Annotated in this window: 13 protein-coding genes; 6 read left to right on the forward strand and 7 right to left on the reverse strand. The window is 70.3% G+C overall.

Annotation, left to right across the window (positions count from 1 at the left end; translation table 11 throughout):
• Positions 1–29: 29 nt before the first annotated feature.
• Both FHU28_RS23330 and FHU28_RS23335 read right to left on the reverse strand, forming a co-directional pair.
• Positions 30–1,994 carry a right-handed parallel beta-helix repeat-containing protein gene (locus tag FHU28_RS23330; RefSeq protein ID WP_184686599.1) on the reverse strand — a complete coding sequence of 655 codons (1,965 nt, stop codon included), beginning with the start codon at positions 1,992–1,994 and terminating at the stop codon, positions 30–32.
• Between the two features lie 27 nt (positions 1,995–2,021).
• Positions 2,022–3,695: a CocE/NonD family hydrolase gene (locus FHU28_RS23335; RefSeq protein ID WP_184686600.1), complete on the reverse strand. Its 1,674-nt coding sequence runs from the start codon at positions 3,693–3,695 to the stop codon at positions 2,022–2,024.
• A gap of 80 nt (positions 3,696–3,775) precedes the next feature.
• On the opposite strand from FHU28_RS23335, the gene FHU28_RS23340 reads away from it, so the two are divergent.
• Positions 3,776–5,314 (forward strand): glycoside hydrolase family 43 protein, encoded by a 1,539-nt coding sequence (locus tag FHU28_RS23340; protein WP_184686601.1) that lies wholly within the window; start codon positions 3,776–3,778, stop codon positions 5,312–5,314.
• Between the two features lie 13 nt (positions 5,315–5,327).
• Here FHU28_RS23340 and FHU28_RS23345 read toward each other — a convergent pair whose 3' ends face one another.
• The 4 genes from FHU28_RS23345 to FHU28_RS23360 form a co-directional block, all read right to left on the reverse strand.
• A complete protein-coding gene (locus FHU28_RS23345; protein WP_184686602.1) occupies positions 5,328–6,197 on the reverse strand; it encodes a carbohydrate ABC transporter permease in 870 nt (289 codons plus the stop codon).
• Positions 6,194–7,147: a carbohydrate ABC transporter permease gene (locus tag FHU28_RS23350; protein WP_184689816.1), complete on the reverse strand. Its 954-nt coding sequence runs from the start codon at positions 7,145–7,147 to the stop codon at positions 6,194–6,196. The genes FHU28_RS23345 and FHU28_RS23350 overlap by 4 nt, the downstream gene beginning before the upstream one ends.
• 71 nt (positions 7,148–7,218) lie before the next feature.
• Positions 7,219–8,475, reverse strand: coding sequence for an ABC transporter substrate-binding protein (locus FHU28_RS23355; protein ID WP_184686603.1), 1,257 nt, complete (start codon positions 8,473–8,475; stop codon positions 7,219–7,221).
• 428 nt (positions 8,476–8,903) lie between these two features.
• Positions 8,904–10,430 carry an alpha-N-arabinofuranosidase gene (locus FHU28_RS23360; RefSeq protein ID WP_184686604.1) on the reverse strand — a complete coding sequence of 509 codons (1,527 nt, stop codon included), beginning with the start codon at positions 10,428–10,430 and terminating at the stop codon, positions 8,904–8,906.
• 227 nt (positions 10,431–10,657) lie between these two features.
• Here FHU28_RS23360 and FHU28_RS23365 point away from each other — a divergent pair, with 227 nt between their 5' ends.
• The 5 genes from FHU28_RS23365 to FHU28_RS23385 all read left to right on the forward strand — a co-directional run bounded on the left by FHU28_RS23365 (position 10,658) and on the right by FHU28_RS23385 (position 16,685).
• Positions 10,658–11,053 carry a GntR family transcriptional regulator gene (locus FHU28_RS23365; protein ID WP_184686605.1) on the forward strand — a complete coding sequence of 132 codons (396 nt, stop codon included), beginning with the start codon at positions 10,658–10,660 and terminating at the stop codon, positions 11,051–11,053.
• Entirely contained in the window at positions 11,050–11,949 is a 900-nt protein-coding gene (locus FHU28_RS23370) for an ABC transporter ATP-binding protein (protein ID WP_184686606.1), read from the forward strand. Before FHU28_RS23365 ends, FHU28_RS23370 begins: the two co-directional genes overlap by 4 nt.
• The gene (locus tag FHU28_RS23375; protein ID WP_184686607.1) at positions 11,946–12,911 is read left to right on the forward strand and encodes an ABC transporter permease subunit; all 966 of its coding nucleotides are present in this window, start codon (positions 11,946–11,948) and stop codon (positions 12,909–12,911) included. Before FHU28_RS23370 ends, FHU28_RS23375 begins: the two co-directional genes overlap by 4 nt.
• A 149-nt stretch (positions 12,912–13,060) precedes the next feature.
• Positions 13,061–13,555, forward strand: coding sequence for a DUF2690 domain-containing protein (locus FHU28_RS23380; protein WP_184686608.1), 495 nt, complete (start codon positions 13,061–13,063; stop codon positions 13,553–13,555).
• Positions 13,556–13,661: 106 nt separating this feature from the next.
• A complete protein-coding gene (locus FHU28_RS23385) occupies positions 13,662–16,685 on the forward strand; it encodes an AfsR/SARP family transcriptional regulator (protein ID WP_184686609.1) in 3,024 nt (1,007 codons plus the stop codon).
• 24 nt (positions 16,686–16,709) lie between these two features.
• Here the strand turns inward: FHU28_RS23385 and FHU28_RS23390 are convergent, their stop codons facing one another.
• Entirely contained in the window at positions 16,710–17,726 is a 1,017-nt protein-coding gene (locus FHU28_RS23390; RefSeq protein ID WP_184686610.1) for an acetylxylan esterase, read from the reverse strand.
• Positions 17,727–17,751: the final 25 nt, after the last annotated feature.

The raw sequence follows: 17,751 nt of genomic DNA on the forward strand, positions 1-17,751 counted from the left end.
TCTCCGTCCGCGTACGCGCGGGTCCGCCGTCAGAAGACGCGCGTCCGGCGCGCCCCGGACGCAAGGCCCGCGATCGGGCCGACGGCGCCGTCCCGTCCAGGTTGCCGGGATTCCCCCACCAGGTCCACGTCCATGACGGCCGGGCTGCCGTCCGGCTCCTCGAACTCCGCGTCGGCGCACCGGACCCGTTCCAGGTCCCGGCCGGAGACCACGCCGACGCGAGCCTCGTCGAACGCCTCGGGCAGATCGGTGACGAGCCAGACCGCGTCACCCTCGGCGACGACCGCCGCCGACGCGGCGCTCAGTACCTGCGGCTCACGTTCACCCGCGAACGGCCGGGCCCCCGCGGCGTAGGCGTTCGCCCGGGCGTACACCGGTTGTTTCACGTCGAGGTACTTCTGCTGGTCGCTGGGCGGCTGTTCGTCGAGGCGGGTCAGGTACTCCGCGAACGACGCGGGATGGCCGTCGTATCCGGCGGTGCCGCCCAGCGGTGACCCCTGGCCCTCCGCGCCCGTGCCGTAGGCCGCGCCCGGGTCGCCGCCCAGGAAGAGGTTGCCCACGTACCTGTCGTCGCCGCCGTAGATCACCGCGTACCCGGCGACCTGGGTGCTGTGCGGCAGGTGGTACGGCGTAGCGCGGTCCAGCACCGGCTCCAGGCGCACCGTGCCGCAGATCAGGTTGTTGACGAAGGCGCCGCCCTGGCTGAACAGCTCCAGCGCGGCGGGTGAGCCGAAGATGTTGTGTTCGACCAGGTAGGGGCCGTGGCTGACCTCGACGAAGAGGTCCCGGCAGTTGTCGTGGTAGACGTTGCGGGAGAGCCGGGTGCCCTGCGCCTGCCAGTCCAGCCAGGTGCCGAGCGAGCAGCCGTGAATCCGGTTCTGCCGGATCACCACGTCGATGGCGGCGTGCAGCTTGATGCCGGCGATCTCGTACCCGTAGAACTCGCGCTTCACGCCGATGCCGTGGATGTGGTTGTCCTCGATCGTGGAGAACGCGCACCCGAGATGACCCACTATCGCGTTCTGCCCGCAATCGTAGATCGTGTTGCGGCGGATCACGTGCGAGCCGATGTGCTCGCGGTCCCACCCGATCTGGCGGGCCGCGAAGACCGACTCCAACTGGTACTGGTAGCCCGGCTTGTCGCCGCGCAGCGCCGAGAAGTTCTGCCCGGTGGAGCCCTCCTTCCCGATCGAGATCGCCGAGCACTTGGCGTCATGGATCACGTTGTCCTCGATGACCCACCCCTTCGCCCAGCCGGGCCCGATCAGGCCCGGCTGGTCGGCGGTCGGCGGCGCCCACGGGCTGGCCGCGTGCGCCAGCTCGAAGCCCCGGACGGTGATGTAGTCCAGGTGCGGCTGCTCCGGGTGGAAGACGCTGCGGCGTACGTTGATCTCCACCAGCTCCGTGTTCGGGTCGGCGCCCTGGAAGTTGGCCCAGATCGTCGTCTGCTCACCGACCTCGGCGTACCAGACGAGCCGGGTCTGGTCGGGATTGCCGATCGGGTGTGTCACGCCGGTCCAGTCGTCGACGACCTCGGTGCGCCGGGGCGGATCGTCGACCTCCGCCCGGGTCGCCACCTCGAAGAAGCTCAGGCCGTTCAGGTAGACGTCGCCGAGGTGCCGGCGTGGCGCGCCCTCGGGGTAGACGATCCAGTCACCGGCCACCTCCTGAGCGAACGGGTTGAACGAGCCGAACAGCGAGTTGTCGACGGTTGCCCGCCACACCGTCCCGCCGAGCGGCTCCCAGCCCGTGACGCGCTCCGATCCCTTGATCACCACGTGCTCTCCGGACGCCGCCTCGTAGGTGATGCGGCGGGAGTCGCTGAGGCCGCCGCGGCGTGGCTTCACCCACTCGCGGTACTCCCCCGCGTGCACCACCACCGTGTCACCGGGCTGGGCGACGCCGGCCGCCCGGTTGATCGTCCGGAACGGCCGCTCGGCGCAGCCGTCGGCGTGATCCGAACCGCTTGTCGCCACATGGAACACGAATGTCATCCGGGGAGCCCTTCTGGAGATGTCTGTTCAGGTCCACACCGGCAGGTCGATCCGGGAGGGGTGGGCGCCGCCGTGGGAGATCTCCTGCTCCGCCCGCACCGTGGTGGCCGCGGTGGCGGCCGGTTCTCCCGTGCCGGGATTGCGGGCGTAGCGCGGATGCGCTCCGGAGCTGACCTGCACGGCGACGCGGTGACCGGCGGCGAAGCGGTGGAACGCCGGCCACAGCGGCACCTCCAGCTCGACGAAACCGTCCTGGTCGGGCTGCGGGTCGGTGTCCGCGGCGCCGACGCCGCCGACGCGGCGGATGCCGTCGCACACGCTCATCGAGCGGCCGTCGGGGTGCACGTCGCAGAGCCGCACGAACACGTCCGCGCTGGCCGCCGTCGAACGGAACCGGACATGGGCGGTCGGCTCCCCGGCGAGGACGATCGGGTGGGCCAGCGGTGGACTGCGGAAGACGGCCACGTCCGCGCGGCGTTCGTGGGCGCTGTTGTCGACCGGCCCCGGGGCCGGGCCCATGCCGGGGCCACCGAGCGCGGGTGTGGGCCGGTCGGGATCGTAGGTGTAGCGGGTGCTGCCGGCGCGGGGGACGGCCGGGTCGAGCAGCCCGGACGGGTGCAGGTGCCACCGCTGCGCCGCGGTGCCCGGCGGCGGCCACGCGGGTAGGTCGCGCCACTGCTCCGCGCCGGTGAGGAAGGCGCGCACGGGCGCCGGCCGGGTCGTGGGCGCGCCGGCGAAGTGTTCCTTGAGGAACGTGATCGACTCGGCGAGAAACGGGCTCTGCGCACTGCTGTGGCCCCACGGTCCGATGGTCAGCCGGGGCGGACGACCGGCCGCGGCGAGTTGGGCGTAGTTGCGCAACTGCCAGGGCAGGAAGATGTCGTACCAGCCGGTGGCCATGTACACGGGCGCGGTGACGTCGGGCACCGACGCGGTGTGCGACTGCCGGGTCCAGTAGTCGTCGGTGAGCTTCTCGTGGGTCAGCCAGTCCTGGTACCAGCTGATCGGGTGGCCTGCCACCGCGGTGTCGCCGCGGGACAGCGGCAGCACGTCGAAGGCCGCCGCCAGTTCCCGGTCCGGCCGCCGCGCGAGCCGGGCCCGGACCAGGGCGCCGCGCAGGCCCCGCAGGTCCATCAGACGTGACCAGCCGAGCGAGCCCTCCAGCGAGAAGACGCCGTTGGTCCAGGTGATCGGGCCGAAGTCGGCCATCGTGACGTTCAGGCACAGGGCGTCCGGGGCGTTGCCGGGATCGTCCCGGCACATCCGTCCGGCCACTGCCCACTGGGTGTAGCCGAGGTAGCTCTCCCCGTACGTCGCGACGGCGCCGGTGCACCACGGCTGGCGGCGTACCCAGCGGTGGGTGGCCATGCCGTCGCGCTGCTCGTCGAGCTGGGGCCGGAAGCTGCCACCCGAGCCGCCGGTGCCGCGGCAGCTCTGCGCCAGCACCGTGAACCCCGCGCCGGCCAGCGCCGGCGCGTGGGTGAGCGAGCCGTGCCGGCCGTACGGCGAGCGGACGACGATCGTGGGCAACGGCGGTTCCACCGCGCCGACCGGCTGGTAGAGGTCCGCGACCAGCTCGACGCCGTCGTCCATCGGCACGCGCAGCCCGCGCCGCACGGTGAAGGTGTACGGGGGCTCCGTGGCCGCGTGGCGACGGGCGCGCCGGAGCCGGCCGGACAGTAGGCGGCCAAGACCTGTCATCGCTCACCCTCGGCTTGCCCGAGGCGGTTCGCGGCATCGACACTCATGACGGCGTCGTGCCCGTACGAGAAGGAGCGGAAATGGAACCGGAGCCCGCGTACGGCGAGTCCCTCGGCTACCGCAACCCGATCCTCCCGGGCTTCTGGCCCGATCCGAGCATCTGCCGCGCCGGTGACGACTACTACCTCGTGTGCTCCAGCTTCGAGTACACGCCCGGCGTGCCGATCTTCCACAGTCGCGACCTGGTCGACTGGCGCCAGATCGGGAACGTGCTCGACCGCGCCGGTCAGCTTCCGCTGCCCGCCGACACACTGGCCTCGCGGGGCATCTACGCGCCGACGATCCGCCACCACGACGACCGGTTCTGGGTCGTCACGACGAACGTCACGCTCGACCGGCACCTGATCGTGACGGCTACCGATCCCGCCGGCCCCTGGTCGGATCCCATCTACTTCGACCTGCCGCACGTGGACCCGTCGCTGGCGTGGGACGACGACGGCAACTGCTGGATGACGGTGTCCGGGGTCGAGTCGTACCGGATCGACCCGCGCACGGGAGAGGTGTTCGAAGGGCCGGTGGCGATGTGGTCGGGAACGGGTGGCCAGTACCCCGAGGCGCCGCACCTGTACCGGGTCGGCGAATGGTGGTACCTGCTCGTCTCGGAGGGCGGCACCCACACCGGCCACGCGGTGAGCGTCGCCCGCGCGCGCTCGCCGCGCGGGCCGTTCCAGCCCGGGCCGGCCAATCCGATCCTGACGCATCGCGGCACCGACCGGCCGGTGCAGGCGACCGGGCACGCCGACATGGTCGAGGCCGCCGACGGCAGTTGGTGGATGGTGCTGCTGGGCATCCGGCCGAAGGGCCACTGGCCGCCCTACCACGTCCTGGGGCGAGAGACGTTCCTGGTGCCGGTGCGCTGGGTCGACGGGTGGCCGGTGGTCGGTCCGGTCTCGGCCGACACCGGGTCGGCGGCGACGTCCCGGTGGGACGACCGGGACGACTTCGACGGCGACCGGCTGGGGCCACAGTGGATTTCTCCCCGGGTGCGGCCCACCTCGGCGTGGTCGTTGACCGACCGGCCCGGCTGGCTGACCCTGCACGCCACCGGCGACAGCCTCGACCGCGGTGGCGCCACCGTCGTCGGTCGCCGCCAACAGCACCATGACTGCCGGATCAGCGCCCGCGTCGATCCCGGCTCCGGCCGGTCGGGGCTGACGATCCGCATCGACGAGGCCCACCACTACGACCTGGAGCTCGCGCGGGGGCAGGCCCGGGTCATCGGCCGGGTCGGGCCGTTTCGTCAGGTGTTCGGGGAATGCCCGGTGCCCGCGGGCGCGGTGACCGTGGCACTGAGCATCCGGACCGCCGACGTGCTGCCCCCGACGGTCATCTCGTCCGACGCGCTGGCGCAGGCGGGCCTCGTGGGCGTGACGGCAGCCGGGAGTGACACGATCAGCTTCGAGGTCGAGACCGGGGACGGCTGGTCGCGCCTGGCGGAACTCGACGGCCGCTATCTGTCCACCGAGGTCGCCTCCGGGTTCACCGGCCGCGTCATCGGCATGTACGTCACCGAGGGGACCGCCGGCTTCGACTGGTTCGACTACCGGTCGGCCGGATGACAGGACCGGCACCTCATCCCTTGAACGCGCCTTCCATGATTCCCTGCACCAGGCGGCGTCCGACGAAGACGAACAACACCAGCAGCGGAATGGTGGCCAGGAAGGAGCCGGACATGGCCAGGCCCAGGTCGATGTCCCGGTTCTGCTGCAGGGCCTTGATGGCGATCTGGACGGTGTAGTTCTCCGGCGACTTCAACACGATGAACGGCCAGAGGAAGTCGTTCCACGCGTAGACGAACGTGAACAGGCCCAGCACGTACGCCGCCGGGCGTACCAGCGGGAAGGCGATCCGCCAGAAGATCTGCCAGGTGGTGGCGCCGTCCACGCGCGCCGCGTGCATCAGCTCGTCGTCGATGGTGCTGCCGATGTGCTGACGCATCCAGAAGATGCCGAACGCGCTTACCAGACCGGGAACGATCACCGCTTGCAGGCTGTCCACCCAGTTCAGCTCGGACATGATCAGGTACTGCGGTACCACTGCCAACTGCGCCGGCACCGTCATGGTCAGCACGACGATGAGGAACAGCGTGTTGCGGCCGGGGAAGGACAACTTGGCGAAGGCGAAGCCGGCCAGCGCGCAGAGCACCGCCTGGCCGACGGCGATCGTGGTGGCCACGATGAGGCTGTTGAGCAGGGACTGCACGAACGGCACGATGGTGAAGACCAGTTCCGCCAGGTGCAGGAAGTTGCCGCCGGGTGTGATCGTCGGCGGGAGGGTCGTCGCGGTGGCGGAGTCCGTCGTGGCCACCACGAACATCCAGTAGAGCGGGAAGACACTGACGAGCGCCACGAGGGTGAGCAGCGCGTACACCGCGATCGAGACGCGGTTGGCCTGGCGCCGCCTGGCCCGCTTGGGCGCGGCGGTCGAGGGTTCGGGCTTCATGGGCGCTCCGAGCGGACGCGGGTGACCAGCAGATAGTTGATTCCGGAGAAGGCGACCACGATGACGAAGAGCGCGACGCCGACCGCCGCGCCGTAGCCGAAGTGGAACTGTCCGAAGGACTGCTCGTAGAGGTAGAGGGTGACGGTCTGGCACTGCCGTGCCGCCCCGCACGTGAGCCCGCCCACCGGGTTGGCAAGCAGTGGCTCGGTGAAGACCTGCAGCCCGCCGATCGTCGACGTCACGACGGTGAACGCGATGATCGGCCGCAACGACGGGATGCTGATGTGCAGGAACTGTCTCCAGCCGTTCGCGCCGTCGGCGGCGGCGGCCTCGTACAGCTCCCGGGGAACCGCCTGGAGCGCGGCGAGGTACAGCAGTGTGTTGTATCCGGTCCAGCGCCAGGCGATCATCGTGGCGATCATGACGTGGCTGCCCCACAGCGAGGCCGTGAAGTCGATGTGCTCGAAACCCAGCAGCCCGAGGAACCAGTTGATCATGCCGTAGTCACGGTCGAACATCTGGGCGAAGACGATGGTCGTGGCCGCCACCGAGGTGACGTAGGGAACGAGCACCGACATCCGGAACAACGCGGCCAGCCGCAGCCGCGCGTGGTTGAGCAGGTGCGCCAGGCCGAGCGCCAGGAGCAACTGCGGCACCGTCGACATCACCCAGATGCTGAACGTGTTCCGCAACGCTCCCCAGAAGCGCGGGTCGTGCAGGAGTTCGGCGAAGTTGTCCAGCCCCACGAAGCGGTGCTCACCGATGGGATCCCAGTCGAACAGGGAGATGTAGAAGGTGAACAGCAACGGGAAGAGACCGAAGATCAGGAAGAGCACGAAGAACGGCGAGATGTACGCGTACGGCGCCAGGAACTCCCGTACGCCCTGCTTGATGCGCCGGTTGCGACCGGGCCTCCGGACGTCCGGCGGGATCGGGGCCGGGCCGAGCATGGTGGTCAAAGCGTCACCTTCCCGATGCGCGGCAGCCGGGCGGTACCCGGCTGCCACGCATCAGCCCTCCGTCATTCCCGTACGGCGTTCTTGACATTCGTCAGCGCGGTGTCCCAGGCGTTGGCCGGGTTCACCTTGCCCTGCTCGACGCTGGTGAGCGTGTTGAGGAACTCGGTGCCGATCGGGCCGTCCTGCGGACCGAAGTAGAAGGGCTTGATCCCCACCACCGACTGGGTGTAGATCTTGCCGATCGGCGCGTTGCTGAAGAACGGGTCGGTCTTCCCGACCAGCTGCGGGTCGGTGTAGACCGACGGCGTGGTGGGCAGCGATCCCTGCAGCAGGAAGTGGTCGAGCTGACCCTTCGGCGACTGCATCTCGGAGATGTAGTTCCACGCCGCCTTCGCGTTCTTGGCGCGCTTGGGAATGGCCAGGAAGCTGCCGCCCCAGTTCCCCGAGCCACCGGGAATGGTGGCGATGTCCCACTTGCCGTCCGTCTCGGGGGCGTTCGTCTTCATCTGGCTGAGCATCCAGGACGGTGAGCACACCACCGCGTAGTCGCCCTTCTTCATGGCCGCGGTCCAGCCGGAGGAGAACGACCCCTGCTTGGCGGAGATGCCCGCGGAGAACGCCTTCAGCGTGACGTCGAACGCCGCCTTGACCTGCTCGTTGTCGTAGTCCAGCTTGCGGTCGGCGCTGTAGTAGCGCTGGCTGCCCTGGTTGACCGCCTGGAAGAAGACGCTGGTCGGCGTGTTGTCCACGAACGGTTTGCCGGTCTTCTGGACGTACGTCTTGCCGACGTTGATGAACTCGTCCCACGTCGGCCAGAGCTTGGAGACCTCGTCCCGGTCGGTGGGCAGGCCGGCCGCCTTGAACAGATCGGTACGGTAGGCGACCGCCAGGCCGCCGACGTCGGTCGGCACACCGATGATCTTGCCGTCCTTGGTCGTCGACTGCGCCATCACCCAGTCGAGGTAGTTCCCCTTGATGTCGTCGGCGCCCAGCGTGGTGAGGTCGACGAAGTTGTCCGGAGACTGCATGAACTTCGGCAGGTCGTCGGCCTGGATCAGCACCAGGTCGGGCACCTTGCCGCCGGCCAGCGCGGCGGTGAGCGCCTGCGCGGTCTCGGTCGTGCTGCCCACCTCGGTGAGCTTGATACGCACATCGGGGTGCGCCTTGGTGTAGACGTCGACGTCGGCCTTCTGGTTGATGTTGGCAAACGACCAGAACTCGAAGGTCTTCGAGTCGGATTCGCCGTCTGATCCGCCACAACCGCCGAGGAGGAGCGCGGCGGTGGCGATGATGGCTACGGTGCTCCGGACGCGTTTCAACGGCCCTCCATACGGTGATCGTGCGGCGGTGGCGGGTGCCCGCGGCGAATCAGGGCGACGGTCCTACCGGCGGTGGGCACCGCAGGCAGAAGCCGACGAGTGGCCTCACCGACGGGTCAGCGGTGATCCCGTCGTCGGTGAGATCGTCGTCTCCGAAACTTATCGAGATATTTACATGCCACGATCGCGTGCGCTGAGGCTACTAAGTGCCCCGCCATCCGTCAACGACCCCGCTGCCAGCACGAGCGCCGGTCGGCGGGGAAACGTTCCGACCGGCACAGCGCCGAAAATTTTCGGAGCGAGCAGCGCGCCATGCGGCGGCTCCGATAGACCGAGGTAATTGGACGGCCCGCTAGCCCGCTCCCGGGCAGCGCCCTGCCACCGCTGTCGCCGCGTCGAACCCCATGAAACGGGCCCCGGCTCGACGGTCAGGCGAGATCCAGCTCCACCGTCACGTACGCGTGCGGGGGCAGCTCGACCTCCAGGCCTCGCGGGTGGTCAGCGACCCCGGCGTGCTCGCGGGGCGCGACGCCCGTGGTCGACGGCGTGTTGTGCGCGTCGAGCGCCTCGGCCGTCAGGACGGTGGCCCGGTGGGCCGTCACGTCCCGGCCGCGCAGGTCGAGGACGACAGTCACCGGACGCCGCGCGTCGAGATTCGACAGCGAGACCAGCGCCGTGTCGCCGCGCGTCGAGGCGGACGCCGAGAGCGTCGCCAGGCTCTCCCCCGCCACCTGGTGCACCGGGACATCGCCCTTGAAGGTCACGGCGAGCGACGCCGCGTCATGGTGGGCCCGGTTCATCGCGAACACGTGGTACGAGGGCGTGAGCACCAGCGCGCCCGTCTCCGGGTCGGTGAGAATCATGGCCTGGAGCACGTTCACGGTCTGCGCGATGTTCGCCATCACGACGCGCGCCGCGTGGCGGTGGTACGTGTCGAGGTGCACGGCGGCGACCAGCGCGTCGCGCAGCGTGTTCTGCTGGTACAGGAAGCCGGGGTTGGTGCCCGGCTCCACGTCCCACCAGGTACCCCACTCGTCCACGACGAGGCCGACCTTGCGCTGCGGGTCCCAGCGGTCCATGACCGCCTCGTGGCGCGAGACCAGTTCCTCGATCCGGGTCGCGTTCCGCAGCGCGAGGTACCACTCCTCCTCGTCGAAGCCGGTGGCCGCGCCCTTCGACGACCAGCCCCGGGTCATCGTGTAGTAGTGCAGCGAGACGGCCTGGAACGGCCAGGCGCGGGAGTCCGGCGCCGCCAGGTCGTCGAAGGAACGCATCAGCGTCTCGGTCCAGTGGTAGTCGTCGCTGTTCGCGCCCGCGGCGATCCGGTACACCGTGTTGTCGCCGTGGTCGCGGACGTAGGTGGCGTACTGGCGGGCCAACGAGGCGAACTGCTCGACGCGCAGGTTGCCGCCACAGCCCCACGCCTCGTTGCCCAGTCCCCAGAACGGGACCCGCCAGGGCTCGTCGCGCCCGTTCTCCCGGCGCAGGGCGGCCATCGGAGAGTCGTCGCCGCGGGTCAGGTACTCGGCCCACTCGGACATCTCCCGCACGCTGCCCGAGCCGACGTTGCCGGAGACGTACGGATCCGCGCCCAGCAGCTCGCACAGTGCCATGAACTCGTGCGTGCCGAAGGCGTTGTCCTCGACCACGTCGCCCCAGTGCGAGTTGACCATGCGAGGGCGCAGCCCGCGCGGGCCGATCCCGTCGCGCCAGTGGTAGTCGTCGGCGAAGCAGCCGCCCGGCCAGCGCAGATTCGGGATGCCGATGCGGCGCAGCGCCTCCACCACGTCGAGGCGGATCCCGTCCTCGTTCGGGATCGCGGGGTCCTCCCCCACCCAGAAGCCGCCGTAGACGCAGCGCCCCAGGTGCTCCGCGAAGTGGCCGTAGACGTGGCGGGAGATGGTGGGGCCGGTCAGGTCGAGGTCAATGACGGCGGTGACGGTCGAGGCGGTCATGGTCGTCCTTGGTGGAAGCGGCCTGAGGGGTGCGACGGGGCGGCCGGGCGGCTGTGCCGACCGGGGAACGGGGCTCGCGCCGTAACGTCGGCCACGATACAGGGACAGGCGATCATGTCGATCCCCCAGCCGCGGTCCACCCGCCGCGATCGTGCGGGCGCGTCGGCCTTCTTGACCGCCCACCTGCCGCTTTACTACGATACTAGTAAAGCAGCGAAGGGCTACCAGTGTTCGTCTTCCGGCTCGACAACCACTCCGGCGTGCCGCCGTACCTGCAACTCGTCCAGCAGGTCCGCCAGGCCGTGCTGCTGGGCTTCCTCCAACCCGGCGACCGCCTGCCGCTCATCCGCGAGGTGGTCGAGGACCTGGCGATCAACCCGAACACAGTCGCCAAGGCGTACCGGCAGATGGAGCAGGAGAACCTGGTCACCGGCCGGCCCGGCCAGGGCACGTTCGTCAACGAACAGCAGTCGGCCGCGATGTCGCCGTCGACGTACACGTCGCTTCGCCGCGGCCTGGCGACGTGGCTGCGCCGCGCCTACGCGGCCGGCCTCGACGAACAGGCGGTCGACGCGCTCTTCACTTCCGTCCACCAGCAGACGAGGAACGAGGACGTGGCGTGACAGGGACCGAGATCGCGCTGCGCACCGACGGTGTGGGCAAGCGGTACCGGAAGGGCTGGGCGCTGCGCGACTGCACCCTGGCCCTGCCGGCGGGCGGCGTGATCGCCCTGGTCGGGCCGAACGGCGCGGGCAAGACCACGCTGCTGCGCCTGGTCGTCGGGTTGCTGGCGCCGAGCACCGGCACGGTGGAGGTCCTCGGCCACGACGTCACGGCCAGCACCCCGCAGACCCTGTCCCGGGTCGGGTTCCTGGCCCAGGATCACCCGCTGTACAAGCGCTTCACAGTCGCCGAGATGCTCCGCTTCGGCCGGGCCTGCAACCTGCGGTTCGACCAAGGGCTGGCCGAACGCCGGCTGGCGAAGCTGGGCATCCCGCTCGACCGCAGGGCCGGCTCGCTCTCCGGCGGGCAGCAGGCCCAGGTCGCGTTGGCGCTGGCCCTGGCGAAGCGGCCGGACCTGCTTGTCCTCGACGAACCGGTGGCCAGCCTCGACCCGCTGGCCCGGCGCGAGTTCATGCAGGTCCTCATGGGCGCGGTGGCCGAAGGCGGGGTGACAGTCCTGTTCTCCTCCCACGTCGTGCACGAGCTGGAGCGCGTCTGCGACCACCTGGTCGTGCTCAACCAGGGCCGGGTCACGCTCACCGGTGACATCGACACCCTCCTCGCCGAGCACCGGCTGCTCGTGGGCCCGCGGACGGCCACCGACCTCGGCCGCTCCGGCGCGGTCGTGGAGGCCGTCCACAGCGATCGGCACACGACCCTGCTGGTACGCGACGGCGGGATCCCGGCCGCGCCTGGGTGGCAGGCCCAGCCGGTCGGGCTGGAGGACCTGGTGCTGGCGTACCTGCGCCGGCCGTCCGAGCCGGGCGCCGCGGTCCCGTCGGAGGTGGCGGCATGACGTGGTTGATCTGGCGCCAGCACCGCACCGAGGTCTGCGTCCTGGGTCTGCTCGTCGGCGTGTTCGGCATCGCCCTGCTCGTGCTCGGGACGCAGGCCCACGACCTGTTCCCCGGCGGTCCCGCCCGGTGCGCGGGAGAAGCAGGCGTCAACGAGACGTGCACGGTCGCCTTCCGCCGGCTCGACGAGGAGTACGGGTACGTCGAGAACCTCCTCGCGGCCTTCTATCTGGTCCCGGTCGTCATCGGCGCGTTCCTCGGCGCGCCGCTGCTCGCGCGCGAACTGGAGGACGGCACCTGGCAGCTCGCCTGGACGCAGGCCGTGCCACGGATGCGCTGGCTGGCGGCCAAGCTCGCAGCGCTGGCCGGCGTCACCGTCGCACTCACCGGGATGTTCACCGCGGTGCTCACCTGGTTCCGTCAGCCGTTCGACGCGTGGGAAGGACGGTTCCAGTACGACGCCTTCGACCTGGAGGGACTCGTTCCGCTGGCGTACGCGCTGTTCGCGTTCGGCGTCGCCACCGTCGCGGGGGCGATCCTGCGGCGCAGCCTGCCCGCGTTCGGCGTCGCGTTCGGGGCGTTCCTCGCCGCCCGGATGTCGGTGGCGCTGCTGGCCCGCCCCGCGTACGCCACGCCGCTCACCACCATGGAGCCGGTCCCCGCCGGCGGCACGAAGGGCCAGGCCGGGCCCAGCGTCGCCGACTGGATGATCGAACGCGGATACGCGGACGCCGCCGGGCGCAGGCTGAGCCGGAGCGAGTACTACGAACTGGAGGACGCCGCCAACCAGGCCGGCACCAACCTCAACCAGTTCCTGCACGCGCGGGGCATCCAGCAGTTCGGGGTCTATCACCCGGCCGACCGGTTCTGGACGTTCCAGCTCATCGAGGCGGCCCTGTTCGTCGCGGTCGCGGCGAGCCTGATCGGTGTGGTGGTGTGGCGGGTGCGGCGCCGAATGATCTAGCGCGCCGCGCGAGCGAGACCCCGTCCTCAACGAACAGGCGGTACGGACGCAAGGAATCCACAAGGAATCCGCCACGGGGGCTCGCGGAGCATGAGGCGACATCGCCGCATGAGGAGGTAGACCGGATGGTCAAATCGAAACTCGTCCGAATGCTCGCAGCGCTGCTTCTGGGCACGGGGCTCGCCGCCGTGGTGCCGCAGGCCGCCAACGCCAACGCCAACGCCAACGCCAACGCCAACGCCAACGCCTGTACCGATTTCTGCTACGACGGCAAGGACCCGGTGGCCCTCGGGTGCGGAAACACCAGCACGAAACACGCCGCACCCATCCAGGTCAGTGGCACCACGATCGGGATCATCGAGTTGCGTTACAGCTCGGCATGCCGCACCGCGTGGGGGCGAATCCAGATCTGGAAGGCGGAGTGGGAGAAGGGGGCGATCCCCTGGGCGTACGGCCAGGTCGTCCGCAACAGCTCCAGATACCCCGCGAACTACCGGTGCACAAGGCTCACCTGGAGCAGCGTCACCAGCTCATACACCTGCTACACGCCCATGGTCAACGACAAGAACCTCGTCTCGTTCGCCAACGCGGAACTGCAGTACTACAACGCCACGGGCATCTACGCCCAGACCGCAGAGTACTGACCGCGCGGAACCCGACACCTCGGCGCGACCGGAGCGCCATCGGTTGGTGGGAAGATTCACCCTCGTAGGAACGAATGCGCGGACGGCGTGCCATCGGGGGCGACAGGTGGATCTTCGGTTGCTCGGGGCGGTGGAGATATGGGGTCCGAGCGGGCTGGTCGATACCGGGCCGGCACGCCAGCGCACGGTCTTGGCCGCCCTGGCCTTCGACGCGGGCAACGTGGTCGACGCCGACCTGTTGATCGACCGGGTCTGGGGCGACCGGCCGCCGGATCGGGCCCGCGCGACGCTGCACTCCTATCTCGCTCGTCTACGCAGGATTCTGCTGGTGGCCGGCGGCGCGCGGCTCGTCCGCCGCTCCGCCGGCTATCTGCTCGACGGCGATCCCGAACTGGTCGACCTGCACCGGTTCCGGCGGCTGGTGACCCGGGCTCGAGTGCATCAGCACTCCGACGCCCAGCGGGCCAGACTGTTTCGGGAAGCCCTCCAGTTGTGGCGCGGCACCGCGCTCGCCGGCCTCAACAGCTCGTGGGCAGCCCAGGTCCGAGGTGTTCTCCGCCGCGAGTACCAGGACGCCACCCTCGCGTGGGCCGAGGTCGAACTGCGGGCGGGCAACGCCGCTGACACGGTCGGTCGCGTGACCCATCTCCTGGCCGCCGATCCGTACGCGGAGCCTGTCGCGGCGATGTTGATGCGCCTGCACTACAGCCTCGGCCGCACCGCCGACGCCCTCAATCTGTACGCGACCGTCAAGAGCCGCCTGGCCGAGGAACTGGGAGCGGACCCGAGCCAGGAACTGCAGGCGGTGCATCAGCTGGTCCTCCGTGGCGACGCGTCTCCCGCCGCACCGTGGCCGGCCGGACCGGCCGTGGGACCGACACTTCTTCCCCTCGACACCTACGGCTTCGTCGGTCGCAAGGAACCGCTGGACCGGCTCGACGAGGCCCTAACGCGCGCCGGCCGGCAGTCGACCGCCGTACCGCTCTGCCTCGTCACGGGACCACCGGGCGTCGGCAAGACCGCACTCGCGGTGCATTGGGCACATCGGGTCCGCGACCGGTTTCCCGGCGGGCAGATCTACGTCAACCTGCGCGGCTTCCACCCGAGCGGCACCCCGGTGAGTACCTCGGAAGCTTTACACATCCTCTTGACGGCCATCGGTGTGCCGCCCGCGCGCATCCCGGCCGATCCGGACGCGCAGGCGGCTCTCTACCGGACCGTGCTCGCTGACCGGCGTGTCCTGGTCCTGCTCGACAACGCTCGCGACGCCGACCAGGTGCGCCCGCTGCTGCCGGCGGCACCCGGCTCTCTCGCACTGATCACCAGCCGGCACGAACTCGCCAGCCTCGTCGCCATCGAGGCCGCCCATCCCGTACCCGTGGGCCTGCTCACGAGCGACGAAGCCCGGGCACTCCTCGCCGAACGTCTGGGCACGGACCGTACGGCCGCCGAGCCCGATGCCGTCAACATGGTCGTCGACCGCTGCGCACGCCTTCCGCTCGCGTTGGCCATCGCCGCAGCGCGCGCCGCCACCCGCCCGGGCGTGCCGCTCGCCGATCTCGCCGCCGATCTCGCGAGCGACGATGTCACCGGTTCTGTCACCGGCCCCGGCCGGCTCGACACGCTCAGCACGGGCGAGCCCGGGGCGGACATCCGCGCCGTGTTCGCCTGCTCGTACGACGCGTTGCGGCCCGACACGGCTCGGCTGTTCCGGCTGCTCGGCCTGCATCCCGGCGCCGACCTCCGCACGCCGGCCGCGGCCAGCCTCGCCGGGCTGCCGATCGCACAGACCGCACCGCTGCTGGCCGAACTCATGCGCGCCCACCTGATCGAGGAACCGGCCCGCGGCCGGTACAGCTGTCACGACCTGTTGCGGGCCTACGCCGCCGACCGGACTGCCGACGAGGATTCCGTACCGGCCCGCCGCGACGCGATCACCCGCCTTTTCGACCACTTCCTGCACAACGCCGAGTACGCAGTGGGCGTGCTGTTCCCGGCGGAGCAGAAGTCACCCTCGCGCACATCCGCTCCGGCGATCACCTTCGATGGGCCCGCCGCCGCGCGCGCCTGGCTGGACGCCGAACGTGCCAATATCGCCGCCCTCGCGTGCCACGAGGAGGTCCATGACTGGCCGGGCCGAACAACGGCGTTGGTCACGACGCTCTACCGCTACCTCGATTCCGGACACTGCACCGACGCGCTCCTGCTGCACACACGCGCCTATGACGCAGCGCGCCACGCGGGCGATCACGCCGCGGAGGCCAGAGCCCACAACGACATCGGCCAGGCGTACCGGCGATCCGGCCGCTTCGGTCACGCCCTGAGCCGTCACCGGCAAGCGCTGTCCCTCTTCCAGCGTGTCGGCGACCGCGCCGGCGAGGCCCGCACGCTGGGCCACCTCGGCGTCACCCAGTGGCGTCTGGGCGACTACCCGCAATGCAGGCAGTTCCACCAGGCTTCTCTCGACCTGTACCGCGAGATCGGTGACCGGCTCGGCGAAGCCAACCAGCTCAACGTCTTCGGCTTCGGCCATCGGCAGCTCGGCCAGTACGCAAAGGCCGTCGAGCTCCACCTCCAGGCACTCGCGCTCTTCCGGGAACTCGACGACCGGCTCGACGAAGCCGACACCCTCAACCATCTCGGCACCAGTTACCAACAGCAGGGCAGGTTCCCGGAAGCGGTCGACTGCATAGGCCGGGCCATCGAGGTGTTCCGGGAGCTGGGCTACCAACCCGGCGAGGTCCATGCCCTCAACAACCTCGGCCATACGTTGCTGCGATCCGGCCAGCACCGGGCGGCCTGCGAGCACCATCGCCGAGCGCTGAGCCTGGCCCGCGAAATCGGCGAACGCGTCTACGAGGCCGAGGCGCTCAACGGGCTGGGGATGGCGCTGCTGGCCGTGGGTGACATCGAAACGGCGCGTGCCCGGCTGCACGCCGCGCTGAGCCTCGCCGAACGGACCGGTGACCGCCGCGAACAGGCCAATGCACACGATGGCCTCGCTCACATCTGCCGCCACGTCGGCGACGTCGGCCAGGCCCGCCGACACTGGGAGGCCGCCCTGGCGGTCTACGCCGAACTCGGACTCCCCGAAGCCGACAGGATCGCAGACCAGATCAACGAGCTGTGACCGCCGGAGCCGACCCGGCGCCGGTCACCGGTCGGCGGAACGGATCACCGCGTCGAGCCAGCGCAGCTGCCGCCGGACGTGGACGGCCTCCCCGCCCTCGTGACCGTTGAACGGGTACGTGTGCATCTCCCGTAGCGGCACCGTCGATCCGGCGGCGGCGTACTGGTTGTAGGCGGCGAAGCCGGTGCTCGGTGGGCAGACCTCGTCGCGCAGACCGATCCCGAAGTGCGCCGGGGCGGTGGCGCGCCGGGCGAAGGTGACGCCGTCGACATAGGACAGCGTGCGTCGGACCGGTTCCTCGGCTTCGCGGTGCACCGCCAGGTAACTGGCGATCTCGCCGTACGGGGACGCCTCGGTCAGTTCGATGGCGCGCTGGATGTCGCAGAGGAACGGGGCGGTGACCAGGAGCGCGGCGAGGCCGTCGACGAGGCCCGCCGCCGCGAGCGCGAGCCCCCCACCCTGGCTGTTGCCCACCGCGGCGACGCGGGCCGGGTCCACCCCGGGCAGTACGCGGACGGCGTCGATCGCCCGGACCGCGTCGGTGATCAGCCGGCGGTAGTGGTAGTCGTCCGGAGACAGGATTCCCCGCGTGGCGGGGCTGGGCCCGCCGGGCGCGTCGTGCGGGTCGGGGGTGTCGCCGCGGCTGAACAGTCCGGCCTGTCCCCGGTTGTCCACCAGCAGGTGGGCGTAACCGGCGACCGGCCAGGTGAGCCGCTCGCCCGGCAGACCCCGGCCGCGCCCGTAGCCGGGGTATTCCACCACGGCCGGCAGTGGCGTGGACACCCCCGCGGGACGGGTGTACCAGGCCCGGACCGGTTCGCCGGCGAAGCCGGCGAACGTCACGTCCCACACGTCGACCAGCCGCAGATCGGTGGGTTCGGGACGGATGCCGACGAGCACCGGGGTGGCCGCGGCGGCGGTGAGGGTGGTGCGCCAGAACCGGTCGAAGTCGGCGGGTTCGACGACGTCCGGCGTGTAGCGACGGAGCTGTTCGAGGGAGATATCAATCGACGCTCTTGACACGATGATAACGATACCCATAAATTTCCGCAAAGCTTACGGCGCA

The sequence above is a fragment of the Micromonospora echinospora genome, from assembly GCF_014203425.1.
Lineage (GTDB): Bacteria > Actinomycetota > Actinomycetes > Mycobacteriales > Micromonosporaceae > Micromonospora > Micromonospora echinospora_A.